The organism is Scytonema sp. UIC 10036 (assembly GCF_009725235.1).
In genome coordinates this window covers 166,073-190,886 of record NZ_WJFC01000001.1, presented here as the reverse complement: position 1 = coordinate 190,886, position 24,814 = coordinate 166,073, and the positions used below count along the sequence as shown (strand labels likewise).

Genomic DNA, 24,814 nt, shown 5'->3' with positions numbered 1-24,814 from the left:
TTCAAAGAAGACTCACATGACCTGCTATGATTTGCCAACGGTTATGGCGCTGTAACCAAACACGAGTGAAGCGATAGGGTTCTGAGAATGCTTGACCGTTGAGGGTTCCAGCCAGTTCTGCTTTCAAGGTAACGACAATGCAATCCTGACTGTAAGGATGGATTTGGCGATCGCTAATCTCAACCTTCGTGAACCGAAAGATTCCAGTTCGGTGTGCTTCGAGATCGTATTGCTTGTTGCCTACAAAACCTGTGTGCATCGTCCAAACCAGATCGTCGGCAATCAGTTCATCCAGCACAGCGACATCACTGGTAAGCATGGCGTGCTGCAATTTTTCTTCCAAGGTTTCAATCGTTGTATTTTCCATTGATGACTTCTCACTGGCAACAGGTTTACTCATTTGAGCAAATAATTAAGCATTTGCTTAATTATTTATAGTATAGATAAGCTTTTACTTAACTGTCAAGCTATAAGAAACCAAAGTGTTTTGCTTTGTGATGTCTAAAGAAAGTCTGAAAAAATCAGATCCGAGAATCAGATCTTGTGTTTTCTTAATTGGCGTATTCAGGAGATATATAGCGGTTTTCAATTGGGTGCAATACATAAAAAAAGTTATGGAACCGCAGACGAACGCAGACGAATGCAGCCCGTAGCGGATAAATCTATACTTCATTCAAGTGAAAACTGCTATAAAATCTTCACAAATCCAACCACGTGCCCCACTTTTTGGAAAGCCAACTCTATACCAAACAAATCCTCGGCGTTCCACGGCTGCTAAATGTTCAGGGATGTCACCTGCTTTTCGTAGAATGTGAACGCGATCGCTTACAAATTCGTCCATGGGAGTTCCACCCATACTGTTAACGAAAGCCAGTACTTTATCTCCTTGTTCAAGCAGTATCACTAAAGCTATTAGGATCTAAATCCGGAGGAAATAAAATCACTTCGTGACTTGAAAACAGAGATTTGTAATAAAGTTCAATTGCCTTTTCCAAGAAACAGTACTTAATTGGTGTCCATCTGCCATTGTAAAAGTAGACAACAACACGGCTCATTGCGTACTCTTCTAACGGGAGAGGAAGTTGCCAGGGTGAAAACATGGTTTCAACCTTAACGAAGTAGCTTGATTACTCTGATACATAGAGATAAGACGTTGCCAGTATCTTAAGTAAGATTCTTTCGCCTTTAACTAATTATCATTACTTTCATTCACCGGGAGTAGCTTTCCGGAAATTGCTTGCCACACTCTTTACAGATATAACGCTGCTTGCCATGACGGTGACCGTTTTTAGACACGGCACTGGAATCACAATGGGGACATTTCATTGCTTTCATTACTTTCATTACCTTTTTTGGAGGCACTTCATTCCCTATTTCATCCCCTATATAAGGGCGTAGGTACCCAAATACCAATGCTTGGATTTGATCGAAAATCTGCTGCCGATGGGGTTCATCACTGCGGAGTGCCACAACTGCCAAAGTGTTGCACGCATGAACGCAAACTTCAGCTAGTAGCTGGCACTGTTCTGAAATTAATGCTGGATTGCGCTCATTCAGTAGTTTTGCCAAGAAGTCAATCGCTTCTTGAGTAAAGCTTTCATCGATATTTTGAAAGATTGCTGGAGACTTAAAGTATTGCACAAATACAATCCTGCAGGTTTGGTCTTGAAGAAGTTCCCTGTAGATTGCAGCCAGATCTGAGATAAATCCTTCAAAAGGCTGTTGAATAATTTCAGGCTTGTTGAACTTAGCCCATATAGCATACACTCTCTCCCTGTGACGTAATTCCAGAGCATGGAAAATGGTCATTTTATCTGGAAAAAATTGGTATAGAGAACCGATCGCTGTGTCAGCACGAGTTGCGATCGCATGAGTTGTTGCTGCCTCAAAACCAACCTCATCAAAAACTTCAGCTGCTGCATCTAGGATGCGTTCAACACGTTGCTGACTTCGCTTTTGCTTGGGTTGACGGCGCATAGAAGGAGAATTTACTTGCAAGTCACTCATAAGAAAATTATCTTGACAAATATGAATAATCTGTCATGATTTAGAAATAAGAACACAAATTATTTGTCACAATTTTACAGAAAACAGAGGGCTGATGCGAAGAACTCATATCATGTTCGGCTGAACACTTGTAATAAAAGTACCCCTCCCCAACCCTCCCCTTACCAAGGGGAGGGTGCCGTCAGGCGGGTGGGGTCGAACATGATATCAACCCTGTTGCCAGCTGTATTTCATCTAACGGAGAAAAATATGAACCCTATCTTACCAGGTGCTCCTTGGTTAATTGCTCACAAATCTATGTTGGCGGCGAACAAACCTGTAAAAATTACGCTTAACGGTCATGATTATGTTTTATGGCAAAACCAGAAAGGAGAAATCTTTGCTCTTGATAATGTCTGTCCTCATATGCAGGCTCCTTTGTCAGATGGATGGATTTGCAAAGATAGAAACACCATTGCCTGTCCTTTTCACGCACTAGAATTTGATGGAGAAGGCAGATTGTACCGAGAAGGAAAAACAGATGGTCAAGCGATCTCCAAACCTTTAGAACTCATTGTTGTCGATGATTGTATCTGGACATATGGCGGTTTCAAACCAAAAATTCCAGTCCCCGATTTAATTTCCAAATTGAAAACAGGGCTGAATTTTGTAGGAGTCGCTGGAATTAAAAGTATCAAAGGTAGTTTTTTAGACAACCTGTTAATTAATTATGACTATAACCACCAAAATGGAACTCATCGTGAGTTATTTAAAATCAAAGCCAATCCTATTGCTAGCTTTGAACATGATGGGTATTGGGCAAGGGTTATTCAAGAACTTTATAGAGACGATAATACACTTGGCGAAATTTTAAGCAATCCAGTGTTAATGCTCGCACCTAAAATGTACAAAGGTACTTTAGAATACGCTTTCCCCGCTCTTACAGCCTTTCAAACCCAGACCCCTGTTGTTGTTAAACTTTTACAAACTCATGTCCTCTATCCTGAAACAGAAAATAGTACTAAAACTTTTGTTCTTGTTTACACGAAAATGAAGTTACCTGGTTTGGATTTGTTATTAAAAAATTCAATTCTTAAAGCTGTAGCTACTGTAGTTGAACAAGATACAACAGCCATTGAGAACTTGTATCCTAGAGAAAAAGCTAAAATCAGACTTCCGAATGAAGATATTATGTTCCACGCCGAAAAGCTCTACCGAGATTGGGAAATGACATCTGTTACAAATCTTTGATAATAATGTGGTTTTTTGAGTCAAAACTAATTTTTCCTTGTTTTTGTAATTTTCCCATTAACCGTGTAATTGTAACTCTAGTGGTACAGCACGCACTCGCAAGCTCTTCATGAGTAAGGCGAACACTAAAGCGAATCCCTTGAGCCACTTTTTGCCCAATTTCTTGTTTAAGCAGCTGCAATAGGTAGTTAATACGGTCTTCAACCCTTCGCCTACCAACAACAGCTAAAAAAGCTTCTGTTTGCTTTAACCTGCGATTGATTTTTGGTAATAAGGTATGGCTCAGAGTTTGGGAAGTTGCAATTTCTGCCAGAGAAATTGATGACAACTCTGTATCTGACATAGCTGTTGCTTGATAAATGTGTAGCGAGGTTAGACTCGAACCAAAAACCATGCCTTCTCCTGCTAACCCAATCAATACTTCCTCTCCCGTTTCACAAAGGGTACTCAACTTCACCATACCCTGAGACACATACCAAATTGCACTTGGGTTGAGAGGAATTGTTTCTCCTTTGCAATATTTGTGCAAAAGACGATTTTCCACATGGTTACAGTCATGGTTAACGGAGGCTAACTCTGCTGGCTTGCATTGGCGATCGCGTAGAAAAGCTTGCTGTTCGCTAATATCACGTATCAGCCAGCGAGCTTGTGTTGGTTGACCCTGTCGATTGCAAGCCACAGCTACTGTTATAGCTGCATCAAACACATCCCCATTGCGTTTTAAAAAGCCAAGGACTAACTCCATCGCTTTATCGCCGCACTCCTCAAGCTGCTTAAGCAAGCTGCGAAAGCGATGACGATCTTCTAGAGCAACATAATTGGCGATTGGTTTTCCTACTAAATAATGCTGTGACAAATTCAGCATATGGGCAGCCGCACGGTTGGCTTCTTGAATGATGCCAAGATTATCTGTCACTAAATAAGCATCTGGAGCCAACTCAAACAATTCTCGATATCTTTGGCTTTCTGTTTCTGCTAAGTCACGCAATTGTGCAATTTCCTCATTTTGCTGGTACAGTTCCTCAGTCGCTATTTTCACGATTTCTGAGGCATGACCAAGTTCCATAAAGGTTTGAGGCAACCTATCTGATGGCAAATTTATGATATCGGGAGAATTGTTGTACAGACTTGCTAATCGCTGATACATTCCCTCTGCGCGTTGAGCAAATGTGTCTATTTCTATCTTATGTATATCCATCTTCAAATTCCTAATCTTCAAATTCTCACTCTTTAATTATTTAAACATCGTAAAACAAAAAAAAAGGATGTTTTCTTCAAAAAAACATTCAATGAAATTATTAATAATTATCCACCCTTAACATAAACTATTAAAATTTAAGTCAAGTTACCAAAACATCTTTTCTATATTTTAGACAGGAATTTCCCCATTTGTCATAACACCATATATATATATGCTCAAAATTCTCAATTGTATCGACCATCACAAGCAAGCTTTACATTTAACCTATCCATAGATAGTAAACATTTATGTACCTTTCCAAGAAAATAAGAAGTTGAATACACATTGATATCCTTATTGCCCCTGCCTTCTTACCCTACGTAGCAGGGGTTTTTGTATTTTCTTTAGCTTGTTCAGCAGATAATCTCACCATTGTAAAAAAGGCTCTTTTACTAAATTGCTATTAAAATATCTAGGATTATCTGAAACTTCCTCACCAATCCAGATTGGTAATTCAATCTGTTGTTTTTCATTACTCAGTTCAACTTCTGCTAATATCAGTCCTTTATTAACACCATCAAACTCATCAATTTCCCAAATCAAACCTCCCCACTCCACTCTATATCTGATTTTTTCTATCAAAGGTCGCTCACATAACGTGTCCAGCATTTCTCGAGCATCTTCAAGCGGAATGGAATACTCAAATTCTGCTCTTGAATAATTGACAGTAGGCCCTTTAATCGTTAAATAACCCCGATCTCCTACTATGCGAACACGTACAGTGGCTCCTTTTTGCGTGGCAATGTATCCCTGACGGTACACGCTTCCCTCTCCTAGGTTGCGCCAACTATTTCCTTTGACTAAAAATTTACGTTCTATTTCTCGTGCCATTTTAGGTAATCTTTTCTTCAGAGGATGTTTGAAAAGTGGTTGGCTGTGATTTTTACTGCATTATTACCCCCCTTAATCCCCCCTTATAAAGGGGGGAAATTGAATTTCCAGTTCCCGAACCAATCCATCGGGGAGGGTTAGCGTGGGGTAAAAAATATTTGATACATGAATCATCACTTTTCAAACATCCTCTCAACGACAAATAACAAATAACAAATGACAAATGACCAAAAGTATACCGGGACAGTTTCTGATATTACAGATTCGTCATCGGACATTCTCAAAAACACGGTTCCCGGAATTCGTTAATTTTCAATTGAGAGTTTTTTATTATTTTAGTGAATAAAAAAGCATCTCCTCAGGGTGAAATTCCCAAGCCACTCCCTCAGGATCGTGTCCCTGAGACCAAGAGCGAAAATTCTCCCGGTCTTTGTTGCGCGAAATTGTCGTCTTTGTGACACTCAATCTTTTAGCCAACTCATTGACAGTGCATGTTCGGCTGGCGGTAGATTCTTTGGGCGATTCTACCAGAGTGTCCTCAGATATTTTGCTGGTTTCTAGAGCCGCCTCATCTTTACTTTTCTTCTGAGATTGGACTTTAGAAGTATCTTCAGATGTTGTGCTAGTTTCTAGAGGCGACTCGTCTTTGCTTTTCTTCCGAGATTGGGTTTGAGGAGTCGCCTTAGATGTTGTGCTGGTTTTTGAAACAGACCCGTTTTTGCTTTTCTTCTGAGATTGAGCTTTAGGAGTATCCTCAGATATTTTGCTTGGTTCTGGAAGAGATTCTGGCACACTTTCTACCAACACTGGTGGAATATCTTGTGCTGGAACACTCAGAGGAACATTCATTCGTTCCTGGAATCCGGCAAAAGAACTTTCTACGGCAGATATTCTTTGTGTCAACTCATCTAATAAAGATAATCTTTTCTCGATAACCGCTATTCGCGGTTCCCAATCCTGAGTACTGGTAGAGGAACTCGGTGGTTTATCAAAAAATTCACTGAGAATTTGTTTGATAGCTTCACTGGTTTTTATTTGCTTTTCATCACAAAATTGTTTTAACCGCTCACCAAGTTCTGGCGGTAAATTCGTAACAATGCGAGAGTTTTCGGTTGCCATCTTTTCAATCTTATTTTGTCTTCTGACATCAGTGTGCCGCAAAAGTGCTACAAGTGTGCTGTTACGTTTTTTTAATTTGTCACTTAAGTAAGACTTTCATGAGAGCGCGTTTCTACGCCAACGAGATACCAAGAAATCCTTGTAGAGACTAGCCATGCTTAGTCTCTACATTCTTTTGAAGGAGATGTCTAATTGGCGTTCTAGCACTACCCACTCTAAAATTAAGATAGGTCGCCAATAAATGGTGCTACTGCTCTAACAAATTCAGGAGTAGATTCATAGGGTAAAACATTGCGACCGGGAATCTTTACTCCCCGACCTTTGGGCAACCGAGCAAGATAATCAGCTAACCATTCATCTGGGTTTAATCCTTTACCTTCTTTGGCAATGCTTGAAATATCCTCACCTAAAACAACTAATGTTGGTTGTTTTATAGAAGATATGGCGCTGCTATAGTCCTGACGCCAAAAGCCAGCTAAAAACGCAAAAACGGCATGACGGCTCTCAGGATTTTTTGCACCCTCTTGTAAGGTGTTTATCCATTCAGTGTCTACAGCCTCGCTTGATTTAAACAGTTGACGAGTTGAGAAGGAACTTAAAAACTTTTCCCGTCGGGCGTAGCGGTAAAAAGCGTTGCCTAAAGATGAATCTAGAAGGTTCCAGATTGTTTTCTGCTGCCACTGAGGTGTGTCTTTCGTTAGTAAGGGCATAGCGGGAGGACTCGCTAGCACTAAGCCGCTAATCAAATTGGGTTCTTGTTGGGCTAATTCGATGGCAACTGGAAATAAAGCACCTTGCACGACTAAGATGACAGGTTTTTGTACAACTGTTCGCAAGAAGTGTTGCAACTGTTTTGCCCAATCATTGGGAGTGTAAGCGACGTGAGGCATATCGCTTTCGCCGCATCCCAATAAATCGGGATTGTAAATGGAATTAAGGTGTCCTTGTTTGTACCATTCACTCTGAAACCGCCGCCAAAATTTTCGTGACAAGCCAACCCCAATGGGGTGAATCAGTAACAGGGGAGTGCCTTCAGGTGCGGAAAAGTTGGGCTTGAGGGCTTCGTAGCAAGCGCGATAGTTTTTCCAAGTGTAAAACTGGGTGGAAGATGTTGCTCGATCTTGAGTAATCATTTAAAAATCATATCGGGGTGAATAAGCTTGTATCCCGCTTCTTTTATTTTCTTATTAGAAACCGTGGCATTGTAAGGACGCTTGCTCTGTTGGGAAGAATCCCATGTGACTTTTGGTAGATTGTGTGCTTCATAGAGGCGATCGTATAATTCCCAACTTATAAGATGTGCATCATCGACTAAGTTATAAATACCTTGGAGTTGATGCTCGCGGGCAAAGTCTATTGCACCAACAATATCACCCAAGTGAATCCAGTTTGTAACATCCTCTCCATTACCTGGTCTGGTTGTACCAGCAAATCGATCCAACAGTTCGATTAACTCTCGACCTGGACCGTAAATTCCTCCCAACCGTAAAATACAGACACGGAGATTTTCATCTGAGGCTGATAGTAAAATTTGTTCGGTATCCCTCAGAATTTCCCCGTTTTTGTTGGCAGGTTCAACTGATGACTCTTCATCTACCCAATCCCCATTTCTATCTCCGTATACAGAATAACTTCCTGTATAAATGAGATGTCGTACCGTTGGTGTCTGTTTTATGACATCGATTAAAGTTTGAGCGGTGTGCAAGTAAGCTTCCTCGTAGTTATCAGCGCCCTTGGCACCAACGCTCAAAAGTATAACATCTTGATTTTGTAAGATTGATTTTAAAGCTTCGCGATCGCTACCTTTGACAATCGCAACTCTTTGGGCTACCGCTTGTAATAAGGGGACACGTTCGGGGGTAGTTGTGGTAGCAGTAATTGTAAATGGCATTTTCTGCCAGTGTTGAGCTACCGCATAACCTACGTATCCGCATCCAATAATAGTAATGTTCATAGTTATTTATAATATCATGTTCGGAGCGACTCTAAGACTACATTTGTAATTGTGGTGCATACGCTCTCAGCGCAACTACGAACTCACAATAGTCGAACATGATACAGGAAATTGGGTCCCTTGCGGATGTGGTAAGAATGTGGCTGGTTCGGATAGGAGGCGGAGCCTCTCAAAAAGGCATTCCCAGCCTGAGGCTGGGAACGAGGTGAGGTCTAGCCTGAGGCTGGGAACGAGGTGAGGTCTAGCCTGAGGCTGGGAACGAGGTGAGGTCTAGCCTGAGGCTAGGAACGAGGTGGACGAGGTAGACGAACGAGGTGGACGAGGTGGGGTGTCCGACGTATCCGTGTGCTGAGGGGAGCGTCGGAGGCGGAACAATTAGTCGCGATCGCCTGCAGTTCTCTTAACGGTGTCTGGATACAAAGACCCAAAGTCTTTCACTGCTTCTGCGGATTCTTTGGCAATTCTTTGAACTCGTTCGCCAGGAGCATCTTCTGTTTCACGAGCTTCTTTATTCCACTCTCCTGTTGTTTTGGGTCTGTCAGAAGTATCTTGACGTACCGCTTGGTCAACTCTCTTGGTGACAGCTTGAGTACCACGGTCAGCATTAACGCTTGTTGTCAGCACTAAAAATCCAACTAAGACAACAGCTACGAAACGCTTGACTTGAAATTCTTTAAGGAAAGCACTGATGTGAGCGATCGCACGAGAGATCGGATTTGTCATAACAAGACTCCGTTATTTCATTCTCAATACTTGTTGTTGTTGCAGGACATTGCAAAATCACTATAAATAAGGGTTCGCTTAAAAAACTAGCCAAATCCCACTTAAATGAGCAGTCCCGTCTACAAAACTAAGATTAACGACAAAAAAGTAATTATTCCTCTAACAGAAGTCATAGCTTGGTCTCAACCTAAAGAATATTTCATTAAAGAATGCAGCACAAGCGTCGAGAGCAGCAGTAGGGATAGTTGTTAAGGTCAGTCATGATGAAAGCAACTTTGACGAGATGAAAATTCTCGTGGAGTTGCGTCCAAAAAATGGTCAAGAGTACCTACCACCCTTGCTTAATGTGATGATATTAGATGAAGAGGGAACTGCTGTTATGGAAGCTAAAGCTAAAAACGATAATAAAAAAATTGAATTACAGTTTAGCGCCTCTGCTGGGGATAATTTCAGTGTCAAGATAGTTTTGGACGATGTCAATGTGATAGAAATTCTGTTGTATAAATTAATACTTTTTTAATTTCATAGTTGCCTTTGTTGGCTTTCAGCCATATCTAATTCGATGTAAAGGCATAAAGTCATAATACAGGAGCCTAGAATGCTCTACTATTTTTTCAGAATTTTATATGACTATTTGCTTATAAAAGAATATTTTGATTGATTGATTTCAACTTCTATAGTATGCCTAGTGATAGTTGATATCAAAAAGCTAATTCAGGTAAAGTTAAGTGCGCTCGCATTCTCAAAAAAACTAGGCGTACCTACACTCAACGTTCATTTCTGTTTGAACACATTAAACAAACCATATCCTTTGCTGTCAAGCAACGCTTACAGTCGAGCTTGGAGAAGTTTCCAGTTCTCTGGTGTGGTGACCTTATTCATTGGAAAGTTCCCAATCAGCTTGGTAAACTGGGACTATTGCTAGTTAAAATCCCTCATCAGAAACATTCCCCATGAATCTCCTAATTCCCGATGATATCTTGAGTGCTAGTGAAATGTCTGAAGCAGACCTCAAACTAGAAATTGCCATCATCCTTTACAAGCGCGAGAAAATCAGTGCAGGCAAAGCCTGTGAGTGGTTGGGACTCAACCTAATTGAGTTTTGACGGGCGTTGGGTCAGCGAGGAGCGTTCTATGTTCACCCAAGATGCATCTGGAGAACCGATCGCTACCTTGAACTCGTATTAATACTTTATCCTTCATCTTTTATGCTTTAGTATGCCTAAACTCCCTCCTAAAGACTACATTCAAGCAGTTTCGTTTCCTGATGGAATTACTTTACACCCTATTGGTATAATTCACTCCCCCTACAAAGAGCGACACGGTACACCACGTCAAGCCCAACTTCAACGCACTCCTTCATATTACCAGCCTGCGATCGCACAAATAGAACTTTTCCCCGATCTAGTACCCCCCATTGCCCTCAAAGACATGGACGGCTTTGAGCGTATTTGGGTCATCTCGTGGCTGCACCTAAACAAACATTGGAACCCTACTGTTATACTGCCACGAGGACCCCGCATTCGACGAGGCACACTAGCGACTCGCGCCCCCCATCGTCCCAACCCCATTGGAATCAGCGCCGCCAAGCTTATCAAAATAGAAGGTTTAATTTTGCATATTGAGGGAATCGATCTACTGGATCAAACGCCCGTACTCGATATCAAGCCTTACGTCACTTACTGTGATTCTTTTCCAAATGTCAAGTGCGGCTATGTAAATGAAATGGAAAATGCTCAAGAGTATGAAATAGATATCTTCGGAAAAGATAGAGCTACTTTGTAAACTTGGTCACTGGTCACTGGTCACTGGTCACTGGTCACTGTACTATCCACATCCTCCAAACTCGCACAACCACTTAATGCCATCGCTACGTCTAATTCATCTCTTAAGAAATCGATAACATGAGCAACACCTGCTTCTCCAGCGACAGCTAATCCCCACAAAATCGGACGACCTACAAGCACGGCTTTGGCTCCTAATGCTAGAGCTTTTAAAATATCAGTTCCTCTACGGATTCCTCCATCGACTAATATTTCAGCACGACCATCAACTGCTTTGACGACTTCTACTAAAGCATCTAAAGAAGCGATCGCACCATCCAATTGACGCCCACCGTGATTGGAAACAACGATTGCCTTTGCTCCATATTCTACTGCATGTACAGCATCATCTCCCCGTAAAATTCCTTTTAATACTAAAGGTAGAGGAGATAAAGACTGCAACCATTCTAAATCTTTCCAAGTGACGGCGGGATCTAGTTGCTGGGCAAAGTAGGTAAATAAACCTGATTCCCCTGCTTGATAGGGAATATTCAACCCAGAGATATCGACCAAATTAGCCAATTGCAAACCGGGTGGTAGAACAAACTCATTGTGTCTGTCTCGTTCTCTCCGCCCCAAAACAGGTGCATCTACAGTCAAGCAAAGTGCTTTATACCCTGCGGTGTAAGCTCTTTCTACCAAAGCGCGAGTCAGCCCTCGGTCTTTATGAATGTAAAGCTGGAACCATTGGAGAGCAGGAGCATGAGAGCGATGCTGCAAAGCAGCCGCTACGCGATCGCAACTGCTAGCAACTTCTTCTATACTTTTTGTTGAGAGAGTGCTCAACACCATCCCAACACCGGAGGAGCGAGCTGCTCTGGCTGTGGCAATTTCTCCTTCAGGACAAGCAAGACATTGAAAAGCCATGGGAGCAATTAGGAGAGGCATGAGTATGGGTTGACCCAAGATATGAGTCGTCAGATTGCGCTTGCTCACATCCACGAGCATTCGCGGACGCAACTTGTATCGTTCAAAAGCCGCCCGGTTATCTCTTAAGGTCACCTCATCCCAAGCACCGCTAGCGTAATAGTCCAAAGCCATTTGAGATAGGTACTCAACGGCTAACTTTTCATACTCAAATAAATTCAGCGGTTTGGTACTATTTTTATTCATTGCCTGTTTCATCACGATGCACGGTTTCAGGTGAAAATGCGGGAAGACAAACGGCAATATATTCAGCCCCCTCTTCTGTGGGAGTGCTGTAACGCACCCATTCACCCGCTCGTGCAATTACCCCTTGTCCGGCTTGAACATCTAAGTACCCATCGGAAGATTCTACTCTCAACGTGCCTTTAAGAACTAGGGTGAATTCATCAAAGTCAGGACGCTGTCCCGGTTCAAGCCATCCACTTGGCGATCGCATATGAGCAATACTGACCGTTTCAGTCTGAGTTGATACACGACCAATGTACTCATCTATTATCTTAGGCTTATTACCAGCTGCTTCGATACGCTTCGGTTCGGGTATGAGTTGTGGCATGGTTGTTAACTATCATTGAAGGCATAACAAAGATAAATTTATCATTAGTAACGTCAAACTATAGAAACATCTAACTATGAGCAATTAATTCCTGAGTTTCGTTACGCGTCAGTAGTGGTAAGATAGTAGAGAAATTATCAGAGAAGTCGAACCGTATTTGCCAGTAGTGGCGGTTTTTTGGTAAATTGTCAAAGAATATAGTTGCTCGCGTTCGATAGTAGGAGGGCGTATGAGTCCTGAACAATTGCTTTTGGAGAAATGGAGAACGCTCCCCCCAGACAAACAACAGGAAGCCATTGATTTTGTGGAGTTCTTGAAATTTAAGACAACTTCTACCACTCAGCGTGAAGCCGAACCAAAGACAAAGCCTCCTTTAGGCGAACGGTTACGGAAGATTCGTGAAGAAATTGTTGCTTCTGGTGTGTCGTTGCTAGATTGGGAAGGAGTGGAACGTGAAAAAGCTGAGCGTAGAGGTGGATATCGGGAAGACGCTGAATGACTCGCACATTTATCGATTCAGGCGTACTGATTGCTGCAGCACGGGGCGAGGGAGCAATTGCCCAAAGGGCGCTGGCAATTCTTCAAGATCCAAACCGAGAGTTAGCGTCCAGCATCTTTCTAAAACTAGAGGTGTTACCGAAAGCAATCTACAATAATAGAACTAGCGAAGTTAAGTTCTATGAGGAGTATTTCGATGCAGTCTCATACTGGGCAACGTCCATCGATCAAATCATCCAGAACGCATATCGAGAGATTAGTGAATCAGGATTAGGTGCAATGGATGCGCTTCACGTTGCAGCTGCCGTTTCAGTCAGTGCAGTGGAATTTATTACGAACGAGAAGCCCGAAAAGTCAATTCACCGCACTAAAAGCGTACAAGTTATCTCTATTTGGTCTGATATTAACATCTGAATAACTTTAAATAAAAGAAACTTCCTGTTTTCTTTCGCTCACTCGAGAGAGGGATGAGGCAGTATTCCCTTCACCACTCCGCAGTGTGCTTCGTGCCTTTTTTAATAAATGAACGTGATACAATCATCGAGAATACAGAGAATTTTTGTTAAAGCATGAGCTATGGACGCAAGAAGTGAGATAACAATTAAAATTAGTGGGTCTCTTCCACCTGCAAAACCCGCACCAAATAAAAAAGTTGAGGTAGAATTAGTTGACCAAAATGGTCTACTATTTAGAGTGTTGCTTAATGGCAAAAGCTGGCGTAAGGCGGAAGCGAATGCGTCTGAATTTGCTGAATGGGTTGCATCGGTATCAGGGAAACTTGCTCACAACCCAGAAACTGGCTTTGAAATAATTGATGCTGGAATTCAAATTTTTGAGAAGAAAAAGAAAGACACTACTCCTGTTGAAAGCGATGCAGTTACTGAATCTCAAGCTTCGGCAAGTGCATAAGTTTGTTAACTTGGCAAGTCATGGGATTTCAAGAGAAGCCGCAAGCTAAAGATACGAGTGTTGAAGCCGATGTATACTTCTTTAACAAGTTACGGCAACTTTCGCTTAAACAAAGAATAGAATTGTATGCTACTCATGACCGTGGGGTGAAAAAACTGTGCCTCATTGGAATTAAATGGCGACATCGGAATGCTCAACTTGATGAAATCCGTCTATTCTTTACCCGTGCTGTATTAGCAGAGAAATTTTCTCCTGATTTTAAGCCAACAAGCAGGGATGAAACAATGTGGATTCAAGACTCTATTGCATTAGCAGGTACACTTCACCTACTGCTTGAGTCCATAAATGTTCCTTATTATATTAGTGGTGGTGTTGCAAGCTCAATCCACGGGGAAGCACGTTCTACTAGAGGTTTGGACTTGGTTATTCAGATTAAAGTCAGCCAGATTGACTTTTTAGTACAGACACTAGAAGCAGCTGGGTATTACTGTCCCGCAGGTGCGGTAGAAGATATGAAGCAAGAGAGAGAAAAAACTCTTAGCATCACTCACATGGAAACGATCGCTAATGCCGATCTGATTGTAATGGATAACTCCTCACCATTTGCCATTTCTCAAATGTCCCGCAGAATATTACTAGATGTAGAAGGAATGCAAGAATTTTGGATAGCTTCACCAGAAGACTTGATTTTACAAAAGTTGCTGTGGGGAAAAGGAAGTCGTTCGGAAAAACAATGGCGTGATGTGTTGGGAATTCTGAAGTTACAAAGTGGAAATCTTAATTACATATATCTGACAGAATGGGCTGAGCGTCTGAATATATTTGATGAGTTGGAACAAGCGTTGACTGAAGCTGGCATATTATAGTTTTTTCTCACGCAAAGACGCAAAGGCGCAAAGCTTTTTTATAACAAATGGTGCCAAAATGATACCGTTGAGTCATGATTTTAAAGATTGTGCAAATGCTTGAGTAGCCAAATTATTGAGACAATAGGAACAATGCTTAGACCTGGAGATAGCGATCTGCTACCTCAATAGTAGTATTTTCTATGATTTCCTGACAGGGTATATAGCGTTTCCTAATCTGTTGAGGTACATATTTATCTGCGTCCATCTGCGGTTAGTTCTTTCTTCCCATACCTCACGAAAGTGGCAATTGCTACGTATTTATATTAACTTCGTTTCCAGCTACATTTGTATGTCATGTGGTCTATTCCGATGTACTCAAAAAACAAAACGGTAAACAAAAAAATGTACTTTTGTGAAATCATAGAGAATAGCAAATAAATTCAGCAAGCGTTCTGGTTAAGGCTTATGACGCGTCCTCCCAATTCAGAAAATGAACAGGAGCCTTCTAGCCCTCGCAATCCTCGTTTATGGCTCCTTTTATTGGGGCGTGGCGGTGTTGTACTGGGTGTCATTTTGCTGCTTGGAATTGCGGTTGGTGCTTGGTGGGTGAGGAACTTTGTCTATCAAGATTTAGCACCTCTGGTTCAGACCAATCTCGAACAATTGTTGGGAAGACCTATAAAAATAGGAAAAGTAGAGCGGTTTTCGCTGACTAGTCTGAGGTTTGGTGCGCTATCAATACCCGCAACTGCTACAGATCCAGACAGAGTAGCAGCGAAGGCTGTAGAAGTGGAATTTTCTCCCTTGCGACTCCTTTTTACTCGAACACTAAGTTTGAATGTGACTCTGATTCAACCTGATGTTTATGTCCAACAGGATAAGCAGGGAAATTGGGTCACAACTCAATTAAAAGCCGGGGAAGGAGGGGGTTTTATTCAAACCGACCTAGAGACGCTTCGGGTTGAAGATGGTGATGTGGTGTTAGATCCAACACCAAGACCGGGGAAACCTCAGGGTTCTGTGACGCTAGACAGGGTTAATGGGGAAGCTGAGATTCAGTCTCAAAATCAACTTGTTAATTATGAAGTGAGTGCTCAACCTACCAGGGGAGGTACGGTTCAGCTTGATGGAACAACTCAAATAAAATCGCTACAAACGAACTTGAAGGTAAAAGCACAAAACTTTCAAGCAGCTGACTTGAGTAGATTAATTGAGTTGCCCACTGTTTTACAAGCAGGTCGTGTGGATGGTGACTTGACACTTCAGCTACAACAGTCCGACCCAGAAATTACCGTAACAGGAACGGCTAACGCCTATCAAGTGACAGCTCAAATTCAAAACGTTCCCCAAAAGTTTTCTAATGCTACCGGGAGATTGACATTCACTGGACAACAAATTTCTTTGGAGAATCTGACGGCAAACTATGGTAAAGCCCCCTTAGTGGCGAATGGAAGTGTCGATCTCCAAAAAGGATTTAACATTGCAGCGCAAGTCAAGTCAGTCAGTGCTAAAAATGCTTTGGATACGCTAAATATTAGCTTACCAGTTCCTGTCGCTGGAGATTTTCAAGCCAATATTCAGTTGACTGGACCTATAAAACAACCGACCTTGAGTGGAACGGCAAGTGCTATAAAACTAACTCAGGTCGATCGCGTGCTGTTTAATGCGATCTCAACTGGTTTCCAACTCAGCATATCAGAAGCTGCATCTCAACTTAACATCTCTAACTTGCGATTGGTTCCAGCTACCGGGGGACAAATTGTGGGGAAAGGAACCGTGAAACTCGGAAAGGCGAGTGATGTAAAAGTTGACTTGCAAGCAGCAGGTATTTCCGCAGATGGACTCGCAAAGGCTTACGGCTTTACAACTCCCATTACTGTAGGCAGTGTTTCCGGAAATGCCCAAATTACTGGTTCTTTAGACAAACAACCCCCCTTAGCTGTCAATTTCTCAAATATTCAGGCGACTCCAGCCGCAGGCGGGAAAATTAACGCTGATGGTCAAATTCAACTTGTTCCTCAAGGGAACATATCGTTGAATATTCAAGCTCAAGGTTTGCCAGGAAATGCGATCTCCCTTGGTTACGGTTTATCAGTTCCCATCAACATTGGTGGTATTTCAGCAAATGCTACAGTCACGGGTAATCTCGGTCAAACCCTATCAGTTAATGTTTCTAGAGTTCTAGCAACACCAGAAGTGGGAGGACAAATCGCCGCCAACGGTCGAGTTCAACTAGCACCGCAAGGTAGAGTTTCGTTGAATGTGGAAGCAAACAATCTTCCAGGGGATGCCATTGCTAAAGCATACAACACTTCACCTCCGATTACCATTGGCAATGTTTCCGCAGATGCCAAAGTGACTGGGACTCTGGGTAACTTACAAGCTCTCGCCCAAGTCCAAGCACCTACAGCCACTTACCCCACAACTGGGCAAGCTGTCATCTCCCAACAGGGAGAGAATATTCTCCTTCGAGATGCTGTAGCCAACATTGCAGGCAGTATAATCAGAGCAAGAGGTCAGCTTGCACAAGGTCGCTGGCAAGCATTTGTTGATGCTGAAAGAATTCAATTGAGTCGTTTTGCCGAAGTCCCGCCGCAGATTCAACGAGGAGTGTTAAGTAGTGAGTTGAACCTGGCGGGAACAACTGCATCCTTCCAACCCGAAACCATTCAAGCGACGGGACAAGCAATTTTACGTAATGTTGCAGGAGGTACAGTTAATGTAAGAAACATTAGCCTCAACAACGGACTTTGGCAAGCAGTGGCAAATGTTTCTCAAGTTCAACTCAACCAATTTTCCCAACAGTTAAAAGGAAGGCTTAGTTCCGATCTACAAGTTGCAGGAACAACTCAATCTTTTCAACTCGCAGATATTCGCGCCGCCGGTCAAGTGCGGTTTTCTCAATTAGCTGTTTTGGAAAAACCACTGACAGCACAAGTTCAATGGAACGGACAACAAATTGCGATCGAACGAGCAACGGCTCCCGGACTGAGTGCTGCTGGTATAATTGCTGTCCAATTACCGGAAACAGGTACGCCTCAAGTCTCTGGGTTTAATTTGGATGTGCTTGCACGGGGATATAATTTACAACAAATTCCTGTAAACCTTCCCGGTAATGTGGTAGTAGCAGGGCTGTTGGATTTTCGAGGACAAGTGAGGGGAACTCCAGAAACTCCCAATGCTGTAGGAAATATTCAGTTGCGGGGATTGAAGGTGAATCGTTTGGCGTTTGACCCTGTGTTAGCTGGGAGAGTTAATTTTCAGGGAGGACAAGGTGGAGAACTACAACTTGCAGGTCAGCAAGACCAAATTGCAGTGACCTTGAATTCAAATTATCGCCCATCATCATTTCTTGTTCGTCTAAATAACGCTGTCGCAACAGGGAGAACGGAGGGAGAGGCTCTCCTCGTTAACGTCCAAAGTTTTCCTGTTGCTCTTTTGGAAGGGTTTGTCCCCAACAATAATTTCAATTTAAAACCTCTATCTGGGGAGATATCTGGAGATTTAGCAGTTGACTTAGAGGAGTTTGCTGTTGTAGGAGACGTGGCGATCGCTAAACCTCAAGCGGGTAGAGTGGCTGCAGATTCGTTTCAAGGAAGCATTAGTTATGCCAATGGAACGGCTTCTTTAAACAACGGACAATTAAGAATAGGTGACAGTGTTATAGCTGTAAGCGGTAATGTAGAAACAGGCAATAATCCTAAATTCCAAGCACAAGCTAGTTTTGAGCAACTTAACATCCAAAGAGTCTTACAAGCAGCTAATATTTTTGGTTTCCAAGACTTTGCTTCTGGATTGCAAACTCCGGAATTTGCAGGGGCAGAAGTTCTTCAAACAACACCTGTGGAGTTGCCTAACGCAGATTTATTAACACAATTAGAATATTTTGCGAAAATTGAAGCTCGAATAGCACAACAGGCGCAAGAGCGTCAAGAAACTCAAACTTTGCCCACTCTTGCAGAATTACAAGGTGCTTTGAACGGAAAAGTTGAGGTGGCTGGTTCTTTACAGTCAGGATTGAATGCTAGTTTCAATTTTCAGGGTGCTAACTGGCTGTGGGGTGAGTATAAATTAGAACAAATTATTGCCCAAGGCACCTTTGCAGATGGAGTCGTGACACTAGTACCAGTGCGCGTGGATTTGGGTGAAGGTTTGTTGGCTTTTACAGGACAGTTAGGAACCGAAGAACTATCGGGGCAATTGCGTGTTTCTGACTTTCCTCTATCATTATTGCAGTCATTTATACAACAAAATCAAGTAGATGTTACAGGTCAAGTAGATGCGATCGCAACTCTAGCAGGTACTTTAAAAGACCCCAGTGCTATAGGAGAAGTGACGCTAGAAAATGCAACTTTAAACCAGCAACCAGTGCAAACAGCACAACTCAGCTTTAACTATGACAATGCACGTTTGAATTTTGCCAGTACCTTATTGGTTACAGGAACACAACCGCTTGAAGCACAAGGGAGCGTACCGATTCCTTTGCCTTTTGCTTCCGTACAACCAGAGAGCAACCTCATTGACGTTACAGCTAACGTTCAAGATGGAGGCTTAGCACTATTAAACGCGTTTACCGATGTAGTCAGTTGGGTAGACGGTCAAGGACAAGTCAATGTAAAAATTGGGGGTACTTTAGACCAACCAACTCTTACAGGAACTGCTACAGTAAATGATGCCACTTTTCAAGCCCAAGCCCTACAAGATCCATTAACTGGTGTGACAGGAACACTAGAATTTAATGGCAATAGGGTAGATGTCCTAGGCATTCAAGGGCAGTACAATCAAGGAAATTTGACAGCTGAGGGGAGTATTCCGATTTTTACAAGCCAACAGAGCACCACACCGCAAGCAGCAACAAATCCCCTCACCGTATCTCTGGAAAATTTGAATTTGAGCGTTCAAAATCTCTATCAAGGCGGTGTCAGTGGTAATGCTGTTATTAGGGGAAGTGTTTTGAACCCCGACATCAGTGGTAAGATTGTGTTAAGTGATGGTCAAGTCAGGATTGGACAACAAGCTGCTGGTAATACTCCACAAGGAGGTCGTACAAAAAGTAATGCAGTCTCAGCCACCACAACAGCTCAAAATACAGATGGTTCAAAAGGTTCTGCTGCACCCGCACTTACCGATTCTCCTATCGAGTTTACCAATTTACGGCTTGTTTTAGGCGATGATGTTCGGATCACCACGCAACCCCTTTTTGGTAATTTTATACCTTCCGCAGCAGATCCAACACAATCTATATTCAGCTTTGTCGCTGAGGGAGGCCTCAATATCAATGGCACTTTAGCAAAACCCATACCTAAAGGAACCATTCGTCTCACTGGTGGACAGGTTAATTTATTTACAACTCAGTTTACCTTAGTGCGAGGTTACGAACACACAGCACAATTTACTCCCAGTCGAGGACTCGACCCAACTCTAGATGTTCGGATGGTAGCTTTTGTACCAGAAGCAAGTGGAAGTAGGATTTTAACTTCTCCTGTCATTTCTTCGGAGATTAGTGACGTTCCTTCAACAAGTATTGGAACTTTAAGAACGGTACGCGTTCAAGCAAGAGTAGAAGGACCAGCCAGTCAATTAGCTGATAATTTGCAATTAACAAGCGAACCCCGTCGCAGCGAACCAGAAATTATTGCTTTATTGGGTGGATCGATTATTAATTCATTGGGTGGATCGGATCCAGCTTTGGGACTTGCTACTTTTGCAGGTTCTACAGTGTTGGGGGGATTGCAAGGAAGTATTAGTGCGTTAGGACAAGCGATCGGATTTAGTGAATTTCGCATATTTCCCACAAATGTTGCTAACGAAGCATCAAGAGCTTCTGTATTGGGTTTAGCTGCAGAAGGTGTATTCGATATTAATAGAAGTTTCTCTGTTTCCCTCTCTAGAGTTTTCTTAACAAATGAACCTTTCCGTTACAACGTGCTTTACCGAGTCAATGACAACACCCTCGTGCGAGGTTCCACAGATTTAGAAGATGAAAGTCGATTGGAATTTGAGTATGAAACACGATTTTAAATCCAATACCCGTGAATGAAATTCTCAAGCCACGTAGGTTGGGTTGAGGAAGGAAACCCAACATTTACAAGCATTTGTTGGATTTGCCCAACCTACAAAAATTCGAGAGCCCTTAGTGCTGTACTTTATTTACTTACAATCTGTTGTATATTCGTTTATACAGTAATTGCTTGGCTTTCATTTACCTGATACATAACTTGTTTGCGTATTTCTTCGGCTGCTGATAACGCGATCGCCTGCCAATCTGACTCAGTTAACAAGACTTTGAGGAGCGATCGCAGGACTTCGCTATTCCTGATAAATTCCTCACCATACAAATCATCTTGTAGTAAAACCGCTTGCAGACGTTGTTCAGCTTCTTGAGTGGGAGATTGTAAACGTTGTTTAATGTGTATTCTTGCAGTTGTAGTAGCAATTTTTGTACCGATACCTAAGTTCCATGTTTCAATTAAAAGACGTGCTTCAAGATTGAGGGAGACACGCAAAGTTGTTAAACGACCAAATAAAGTAGAGTTAAGCATTAATTTTGGCATAGCATTACCCCAATCTAAACCTGCACCAATCGTGTCAACTTCTGCTTCATCTTCAATTTGTACGGCTCTTTCAAGAGAACCTTCACCAAAAAGTAGTTCCATAGCCCTTTGAGGGGTAATAGCATCGTCGTCAAAAAGTGTAGTATCCGAATTTTGTACCTGGCTCATAGCTTCTCCTCAATTTTATTTTGATAATTCTCTGTAAACACTGGAACATCCGATCAAGTTTTTTTTGATAGCGAAGCCCTACACTAACAGTAAGGCTTCATTATTTCACTAAAAAACCGGGAGTCTTGTTGCTATTCTAAGTTTGATGTCGAGGAGATTCCCGTAACATGACTTCAGTTAAATCTTTCAATGCTGTTTGTTGTAATGCTTCAAACGAAAATTTTTATCATTTGAAGAAAGTCTTCATAAGTTCAATAACCATCGCAGAAGTCTCTATTAATCGGAAGTAAGAGACCCCTACTTCTATAAGTAGTTTGTTTCAGTATAGATTTAAATCCTATACTGAAACATTCACAAACAAGTTATGAAGTTAAGTGTAAAGTTTTTTATCTAACACTTGATATAAGCTGAAGAAATTGTATAAAGGCTAGGAATAATTTACTAATCAGATAATACTGGGGATAAGTGCTTAATTTGTCACCTATACTATGCGCCCAAAAAAGCTTACTCTGGGTATTGTTGCTCTTGGAAGTGCTGTTTCAACTGCTTTTGCGTTGAATTTTCCAGCACCGTTTTTTACGCAATTTTTACTTGTCATGAAAAAAGTTAGGAAACAATATAACCAGTCAAGTTTTTATTAATCTTGACATGGATCGTCAATAGGTGGATGCCAACCTGCTCTTATCCAAAGAAAACGAGCATTTAGAATAAAACCATCATCATGGTCTCGATCGTTAAAATCAAAACGACTACAAGTTGCACGACCTATAGAAGTGGTTCCAAGAATTTCTAACCCATTTTTTGACCATACAAAATGCTCAGACCAATTTTGGTTCCTAGGATTAAATAATGGAACTTCTGTTTGTGTTTCTGGATCTATTCCAGTTGTAAAGTTATACCGTCTTTGATTACAACGATGACAAGCTAAAGCTAGATTATTAATATCATCTGAACCTCCTAAAGATAGAGGAATGATATGGTCTATAGTAAAGGGAGTTGCGTTCGAGCGTTCTGGTGAGTGGCAATACTCACACAAGTACTTTGCTCTTTTACGGACTTGTAAGCGAATAAAATTATTGATAGCCACAGTTAAGAAGCAAGTTTAGCATTGATAAAACTGAAAATTTTCTCTAATTCTAATAAACCAGCTAATTCTGCTTGTTCATCAGGATTTAGTAAACGTTCTTTATTCTTTTCTAATAGTTCTTCTAAACGAATTTGTAATTCTTCGCTAAAGGAAAAAGGACGAAACTGATCGGCAAGATTCAGTTTTATTCCATCTGGTAACCAAGACGAAGGCTGCTTCATTAATTCTTTCATAAGAATCTCCTTAATTGAGCATTTGAGTCAATAGGGTGGCTAGGTTTCATGTTTGAAATGTTTAGAAAATTGACAAGAGACAGATTTATGATTGGTAGACTTTAAGTCAAGAAGAATGATGGTATGAAGTGGTGAACATTATCTGGTTGAACAAATTACATACCAATTATCTATTATACTCATTTTTTTCTTAAAAATCTAGAAGCGATCGCTACAACAAGCCCCTAACAGTTTACTAACTGCAAGCGAAATCTTTGACCTGAAGTTAAACGCCGAGTTAGTTGTTTTAAGTGCTTGCAATACGGGAGTCGGGAGAATTACAGGTGACGGGGCGATTGGTTTATCGCGTTCTCTGATTAGTGCAGGTGTCCCCAGTGTGATTGTTTCTCTGTGGTCGATACCCGATGCTCCCACCGCATCACTGAGATTATTATCATAGGGCATCCAATAAAGAAGTATCCAATCGTACATCTGCTGTTTTTTTTGTAATAAAGCTACAGAATGATTTAAATGTAACCAATTGAATTGTAAGAAAAATGAAGTACTATACAATAACCCATTTTGAATAATTTTTCTCCTTCTTATGCTGAAAATTTTTGGTAGTTTCTTATTCATTATTACCTTAATGAAAGAATTTAGAGATTTTAAATACTATTTGCTTCTTACCTATGAGTACCTCTTGCTACCATATAATACTTGCTACAAAAGCGCAAGTTATAGTCGTGCAAAGTATATTTAGGATGCGAATTACGGTTTAAATGTGTAGCGTTCATTAAGATAAATGACTGAAAGCTGTAGTGATTCAGGTTGTTCAGACTCAAAGTGCATGATTGTTGAAGTAGGGCAGTAAAACTTAATTTTCTAGGTTACTCACCTCACTTACATGGGTATCTTGTTGTCTTCCATTGGTAACAACAGGACTTACGCAACTGTCATCAGCGATGAGGCGGCGTTGCCGCACCAAGCTCCCAGCAACTAGACGATAAACATAGGAATCGCCGGACGTTTTAGTTGCTGGATTAAATAAATCCATAGTTTACTTGTATTACTTTTAACTGTAAATCGTAGGATGCAAACTCATATTCAGCACCCTGAAGGTTTTTTCATGTTAAGAGTTTGCTTATTATATTTTGAAAAATCAATATCGTCAGGAATAGGAATTGCACCTGAAGCATAATGTTTGTATGCGCGATATAATTCAGGCACAACTGGGCCATGTGTCCACGCCTCTATAGGTTCAGCAAATAGAGGTTCGTCATACAACGCCAAGTGAAATCCTTGAGCGTAGTAGACTAATTTTTGAAGCTTAAGATTAGAAATCAAATCCCCAGCTTCTTCGTCAGTTTGAGCTAGAAAATATTTTGCAACATCATGACAGCTAAGCATTCGTGTTTGCTTCCATATTTTATTCATAATTTAACTTATAGGTTAATAGCAATACCCCAGTTTGGTAAGTTTTGGAATTAATTAAGGACAAATTAATTGATTTGTTGCTCTTTCCAAAAAGTTTTATGCCGCTACCAAGGATAATAGGATAAAGTTTGATGATGAGTTCATCAATGAGTTCGTTGTCTAACAGAAAACCTGCAAATGTTCCACCTCCACACAAATAAATATCTGTGCCATCGGCTTCTTTTAATTGCTTGATAACTTCTAGTTCGTTATGAGCGATGATTTTGACTTGCTCATCTGGTTCTGTATCGAATCTTAAGGTCTTTGAAAATACATAATTCTTCATATGAGGATATGCAGGTTCTCCTGGCTTTTTGCCGTATTGATAACCAAACTCATATGTTGCTTTACCCATGACTGTAGTATCGTATGCCTTGAGGCTTTCAAAGTATTCTGTTACGTGTTCTCCCTCTGCAAACTTTAAGAAGCCATCAATTGAACCATCTTCATGAGCAATATAACTATCAAGAGTTGTACCTACGTGATAAACAAGTTTTCTCATTTTGGTTTTTCTTTCAGTGATTTTTCATTATAGATTGTTTAATAGTTACTGACTCAAATCACTGATAAAAAAAGGTACACTTAGCTGCACTTAACAGCTATAGCGATCGCACGTGGGTTTAGGTATTTCTTTGGCTAAAGTCACTTTCTCATCCAC

The 24,814-nt window shown here is 41.3% G+C and carries 26 protein-coding genes and 3 pseudogenes; 10 read left to right on the top strand and 19 right to left on the bottom strand.

Going from position 1 to position 24,814, the window contains the following annotated elements:
- Position 1 precedes the first annotated feature (1 nt).
- The 5 genes and pseudogenes from F7734_RS00925 to F7734_RS00910 all read right to left on the bottom strand — a co-directional run.
- Complete coding sequence (locus tag F7734_RS00925) at positions 2–400, bottom strand: nuclear transport factor 2 family protein (RefSeq protein ID WP_155742953.1); 399 nt, start codon at positions 398–400, stop codon at positions 2–4.
- 273 nt (positions 401–673) lie between these two features.
- On the bottom strand, positions 674–904 hold the full coding sequence (locus F7734_RS00920) for a hypothetical protein (RefSeq protein ID WP_207713965.1): 231 nt from the start codon (positions 902–904) through the stop codon (positions 674–676).
- On the bottom strand, positions 891–1,100 hold the full coding sequence (locus tag F7734_RS00915) for a hypothetical protein (RefSeq protein WP_155742951.1): 210 nt from the start codon (positions 1,098–1,100) through the stop codon (positions 891–893). The genes F7734_RS00920 and F7734_RS00915 overlap by 14 nt, the downstream gene beginning before the upstream one ends.
- Positions 1,101–1,230: 130 nt before the next feature.
- Positions 1,231–1,326: pseudogene (locus F7734_RS62945) on the bottom strand (IS1 family transposase); the annotation flags it as partial.
- A gap of 81 nt (positions 1,327–1,407) precedes the next feature.
- Positions 1,408–1,977 (bottom strand): annotated as a pseudogene (locus tag F7734_RS00910) (TetR/AcrR family transcriptional regulator); the annotation flags it as partial.
- 279 nt (positions 1,978–2,256) lie between these two features.
- Between F7734_RS00910 and F7734_RS00905 the strand changes: the two are divergent.
- A complete protein-coding gene (locus F7734_RS00905) occupies positions 2,257–3,237 on the top strand; it encodes a Rieske (2Fe-2S) protein (protein WP_155742949.1) in 981 nt (326 codons plus the stop codon).
- On the opposite strand, the gene F7734_RS00900 is transcribed toward F7734_RS00905, so the two are convergent.
- The 6 genes from F7734_RS00900 to F7734_RS00875 form a co-directional block, all read right to left on the bottom strand.
- A complete protein-coding gene (locus F7734_RS00900) occupies positions 3,224–4,435 on the bottom strand; it encodes a PAS domain S-box protein (RefSeq protein ID WP_155742948.1) in 1,212 nt (403 codons plus the stop codon). The two genes, F7734_RS00905 and F7734_RS00900, sit on opposite strands and share 14 nt — an antisense overlap.
- A 408-nt stretch (positions 4,436–4,843) precedes the next feature.
- Complete coding sequence (locus tag F7734_RS00895) at positions 4,844–5,308, bottom strand: CYTH domain-containing protein (RefSeq protein ID WP_155742947.1); 465 nt, start codon at positions 5,306–5,308, stop codon at positions 4,844–4,846.
- 330 nt (positions 5,309–5,638) lie between these two features.
- Positions 5,639–6,427, bottom strand: coding sequence for a hypothetical protein (locus tag F7734_RS00890; RefSeq protein ID WP_155742946.1), 789 nt, complete (start codon positions 6,425–6,427; stop codon positions 5,639–5,641).
- 221 nt (positions 6,428–6,648) lie between these two features.
- Positions 6,649–7,560 carry an alpha/beta hydrolase gene (locus F7734_RS00885; RefSeq protein WP_155742945.1) on the bottom strand — a complete coding sequence of 304 codons (912 nt, stop codon included), beginning with the start codon at positions 7,558–7,560 and terminating at the stop codon, positions 6,649–6,651.
- Positions 7,557–8,381 (bottom strand): SDR family oxidoreductase, encoded by an 825-nt coding sequence (locus F7734_RS00880; protein ID WP_155742944.1) that lies wholly within the window; start codon positions 8,379–8,381, stop codon positions 7,557–7,559. Before F7734_RS00880 ends, F7734_RS00885 begins: the two co-directional genes overlap by 4 nt.
- 375 nt (positions 8,382–8,756) lie before the next feature.
- Complete coding sequence (locus F7734_RS00875; protein WP_155742943.1) at positions 8,757–9,104, bottom strand: hypothetical protein; 348 nt, start codon at positions 9,102–9,104, stop codon at positions 8,757–8,759.
- Positions 9,105–9,300: 196 nt separating this feature from the next.
- On the opposite strand from F7734_RS00875, the gene F7734_RS00870 reads away from it, so the two are divergent.
- The 3 genes from F7734_RS00870 to tsaA all read left to right on the top strand — a co-directional run bounded on the left by F7734_RS00870 (position 9,301) and on the right by tsaA (position 10,889).
- Entirely contained in the window at positions 9,301–9,624 is a 324-nt protein-coding gene (locus tag F7734_RS00870; protein ID WP_166481669.1) for a DUF1822 family protein, read from the top strand.
- A 433-nt stretch (positions 9,625–10,057) separates the two neighbouring features.
- Positions 10,058–10,210 (top strand): UPF0175 family protein, encoded by a 153-nt coding sequence (locus F7734_RS00865; RefSeq protein WP_155742941.1) that lies wholly within the window; start codon positions 10,058–10,060, stop codon positions 10,208–10,210.
- 112 nt (positions 10,211–10,322) lie between these two features.
- Complete coding sequence (gene tsaA, locus F7734_RS00860) at positions 10,323–10,889, top strand: tRNA (N6-threonylcarbamoyladenosine(37)-N6)-methyltransferase TrmO (protein WP_155742940.1); 567 nt, start codon at positions 10,323–10,325, stop codon at positions 10,887–10,889.
- 20 nt (positions 10,890–10,909) lie between these two features.
- Here tsaA and F7734_RS00855 read toward each other — a convergent pair whose 3' ends face one another.
- Complete coding sequence (locus F7734_RS00855; protein ID WP_155742939.1) at positions 10,910–12,040, bottom strand: alpha-hydroxy acid oxidase; 1,131 nt, start codon at positions 12,038–12,040, stop codon at positions 10,910–10,912.
- Positions 12,033–12,407, bottom strand: coding sequence for a cupin (locus F7734_RS00850; protein ID WP_155742938.1), 375 nt, complete (start codon positions 12,405–12,407; stop codon positions 12,033–12,035). The genes F7734_RS00855 and F7734_RS00850 overlap by 8 nt, the downstream gene beginning before the upstream one ends.
- Before the next feature lie 229 nt (positions 12,408–12,636).
- Between F7734_RS00850 and F7734_RS00845 the strand changes: the two genes are divergently transcribed.
- From F7734_RS00845 to F7734_RS00825, 5 genes are all read left to right on the top strand, one after another.
- A complete protein-coding gene (locus tag F7734_RS00845; RefSeq protein ID WP_155742937.1) occupies positions 12,637–12,906 on the top strand; it encodes a DUF2281 domain-containing protein in 270 nt (89 codons plus the stop codon).
- Positions 12,903–13,319 carry a PIN domain-containing protein gene (locus tag F7734_RS00840; RefSeq protein WP_155742936.1) on the top strand — a complete coding sequence of 139 codons (417 nt, stop codon included), beginning with the start codon at positions 12,903–12,905 and terminating at the stop codon, positions 13,317–13,319. The genes F7734_RS00845 and F7734_RS00840 overlap by 4 nt, the downstream gene beginning before the upstream one ends.
- Before the next feature lie 162 nt (positions 13,320–13,481).
- A complete protein-coding gene (locus tag F7734_RS00835) occupies positions 13,482–13,814 on the top strand; it encodes a hypothetical protein (RefSeq protein WP_155742935.1) in 333 nt (110 codons plus the stop codon).
- A gap of 20 nt (positions 13,815–13,834) precedes the next feature.
- On the top strand, positions 13,835–14,680 hold the full coding sequence (locus tag F7734_RS00830) for a hypothetical protein (RefSeq protein ID WP_155743040.1): 846 nt from the start codon (positions 13,835–13,837) through the stop codon (positions 14,678–14,680).
- A 447-nt stretch (positions 14,681–15,127) separates the two neighbouring features.
- Positions 15,128–20,683 carry a translocation/assembly module TamB domain-containing protein gene (locus tag F7734_RS00825; RefSeq protein WP_155742934.1) on the top strand — a complete coding sequence of 1,852 codons (5,556 nt, stop codon included), beginning with the start codon at positions 15,128–15,130 and terminating at the stop codon, positions 20,681–20,683.
- Between the two features lie 155 nt (positions 20,684–20,838).
- Here F7734_RS00825 and F7734_RS00820 read toward each other — a convergent pair whose 3' ends face one another.
- The 3 genes from F7734_RS00820 to F7734_RS00810 all read right to left on the bottom strand — a co-directional run bounded on the left by F7734_RS00820 (position 20,839) and on the right by F7734_RS00810 (position 22,704).
- Positions 20,839–21,384 carry a hypothetical protein gene (locus F7734_RS00820; protein ID WP_155742933.1) on the bottom strand — a complete coding sequence of 182 codons (546 nt, stop codon included), beginning with the start codon at positions 21,382–21,384 and terminating at the stop codon, positions 20,839–20,841.
- A gap of 637 nt (positions 21,385–22,021) precedes the next feature.
- On the bottom strand, positions 22,022–22,471 hold the full coding sequence (locus F7734_RS00815) for an HNH endonuclease signature motif containing protein (protein ID WP_166481655.1): 450 nt from the start codon (positions 22,469–22,471) through the stop codon (positions 22,022–22,024).
- Positions 22,472–22,473: 2 nt separating this feature from the next.
- Positions 22,474–22,704, bottom strand: a complete 231-nt coding sequence (locus F7734_RS00810; RefSeq protein ID WP_155742932.1) for a hypothetical protein — start codon at positions 22,702–22,704, stop codon at positions 22,474–22,476.
- A gap of 232 nt (positions 22,705–22,936) precedes the next feature.
- Here F7734_RS00810 and F7734_RS00805 point away from each other — a divergent pair.
- Positions 22,937–23,122 (top strand): annotated as a pseudogene (locus F7734_RS00805) (CHAT domain-containing protein); the annotation flags it as partial.
- A 435-nt stretch (positions 23,123–23,557) separates the two neighbouring features.
- Here the strand turns inward: F7734_RS00805 and F7734_RS00800 are convergent.
- The 3 genes from F7734_RS00800 to F7734_RS00790 are packed head-to-tail and all read right to left on the bottom strand — an operon-like array spanning position 23,558 to position 24,658.
- Positions 23,558–23,737 (bottom strand): hypothetical protein, encoded by a 180-nt coding sequence (locus F7734_RS00800; RefSeq protein WP_155742931.1) that lies wholly within the window; start codon positions 23,735–23,737, stop codon positions 23,558–23,560.
- Positions 23,738–23,787: 50 nt separating this feature from the next.
- A complete protein-coding gene (locus F7734_RS00795; RefSeq protein ID WP_243146600.1) occupies positions 23,788–24,117 on the bottom strand; it encodes a type II toxin-antitoxin system antitoxin SocA domain-containing protein in 330 nt (109 codons plus the stop codon).
- Complete coding sequence (locus F7734_RS00790; RefSeq protein ID WP_155742930.1) at positions 24,110–24,658, bottom strand: dihydrofolate reductase family protein; 549 nt, start codon at positions 24,656–24,658, stop codon at positions 24,110–24,112. The genes F7734_RS00795 and F7734_RS00790 overlap by 8 nt, the downstream gene beginning before the upstream one ends.
- Positions 24,659–24,814 lie beyond the last annotated feature (156 nt).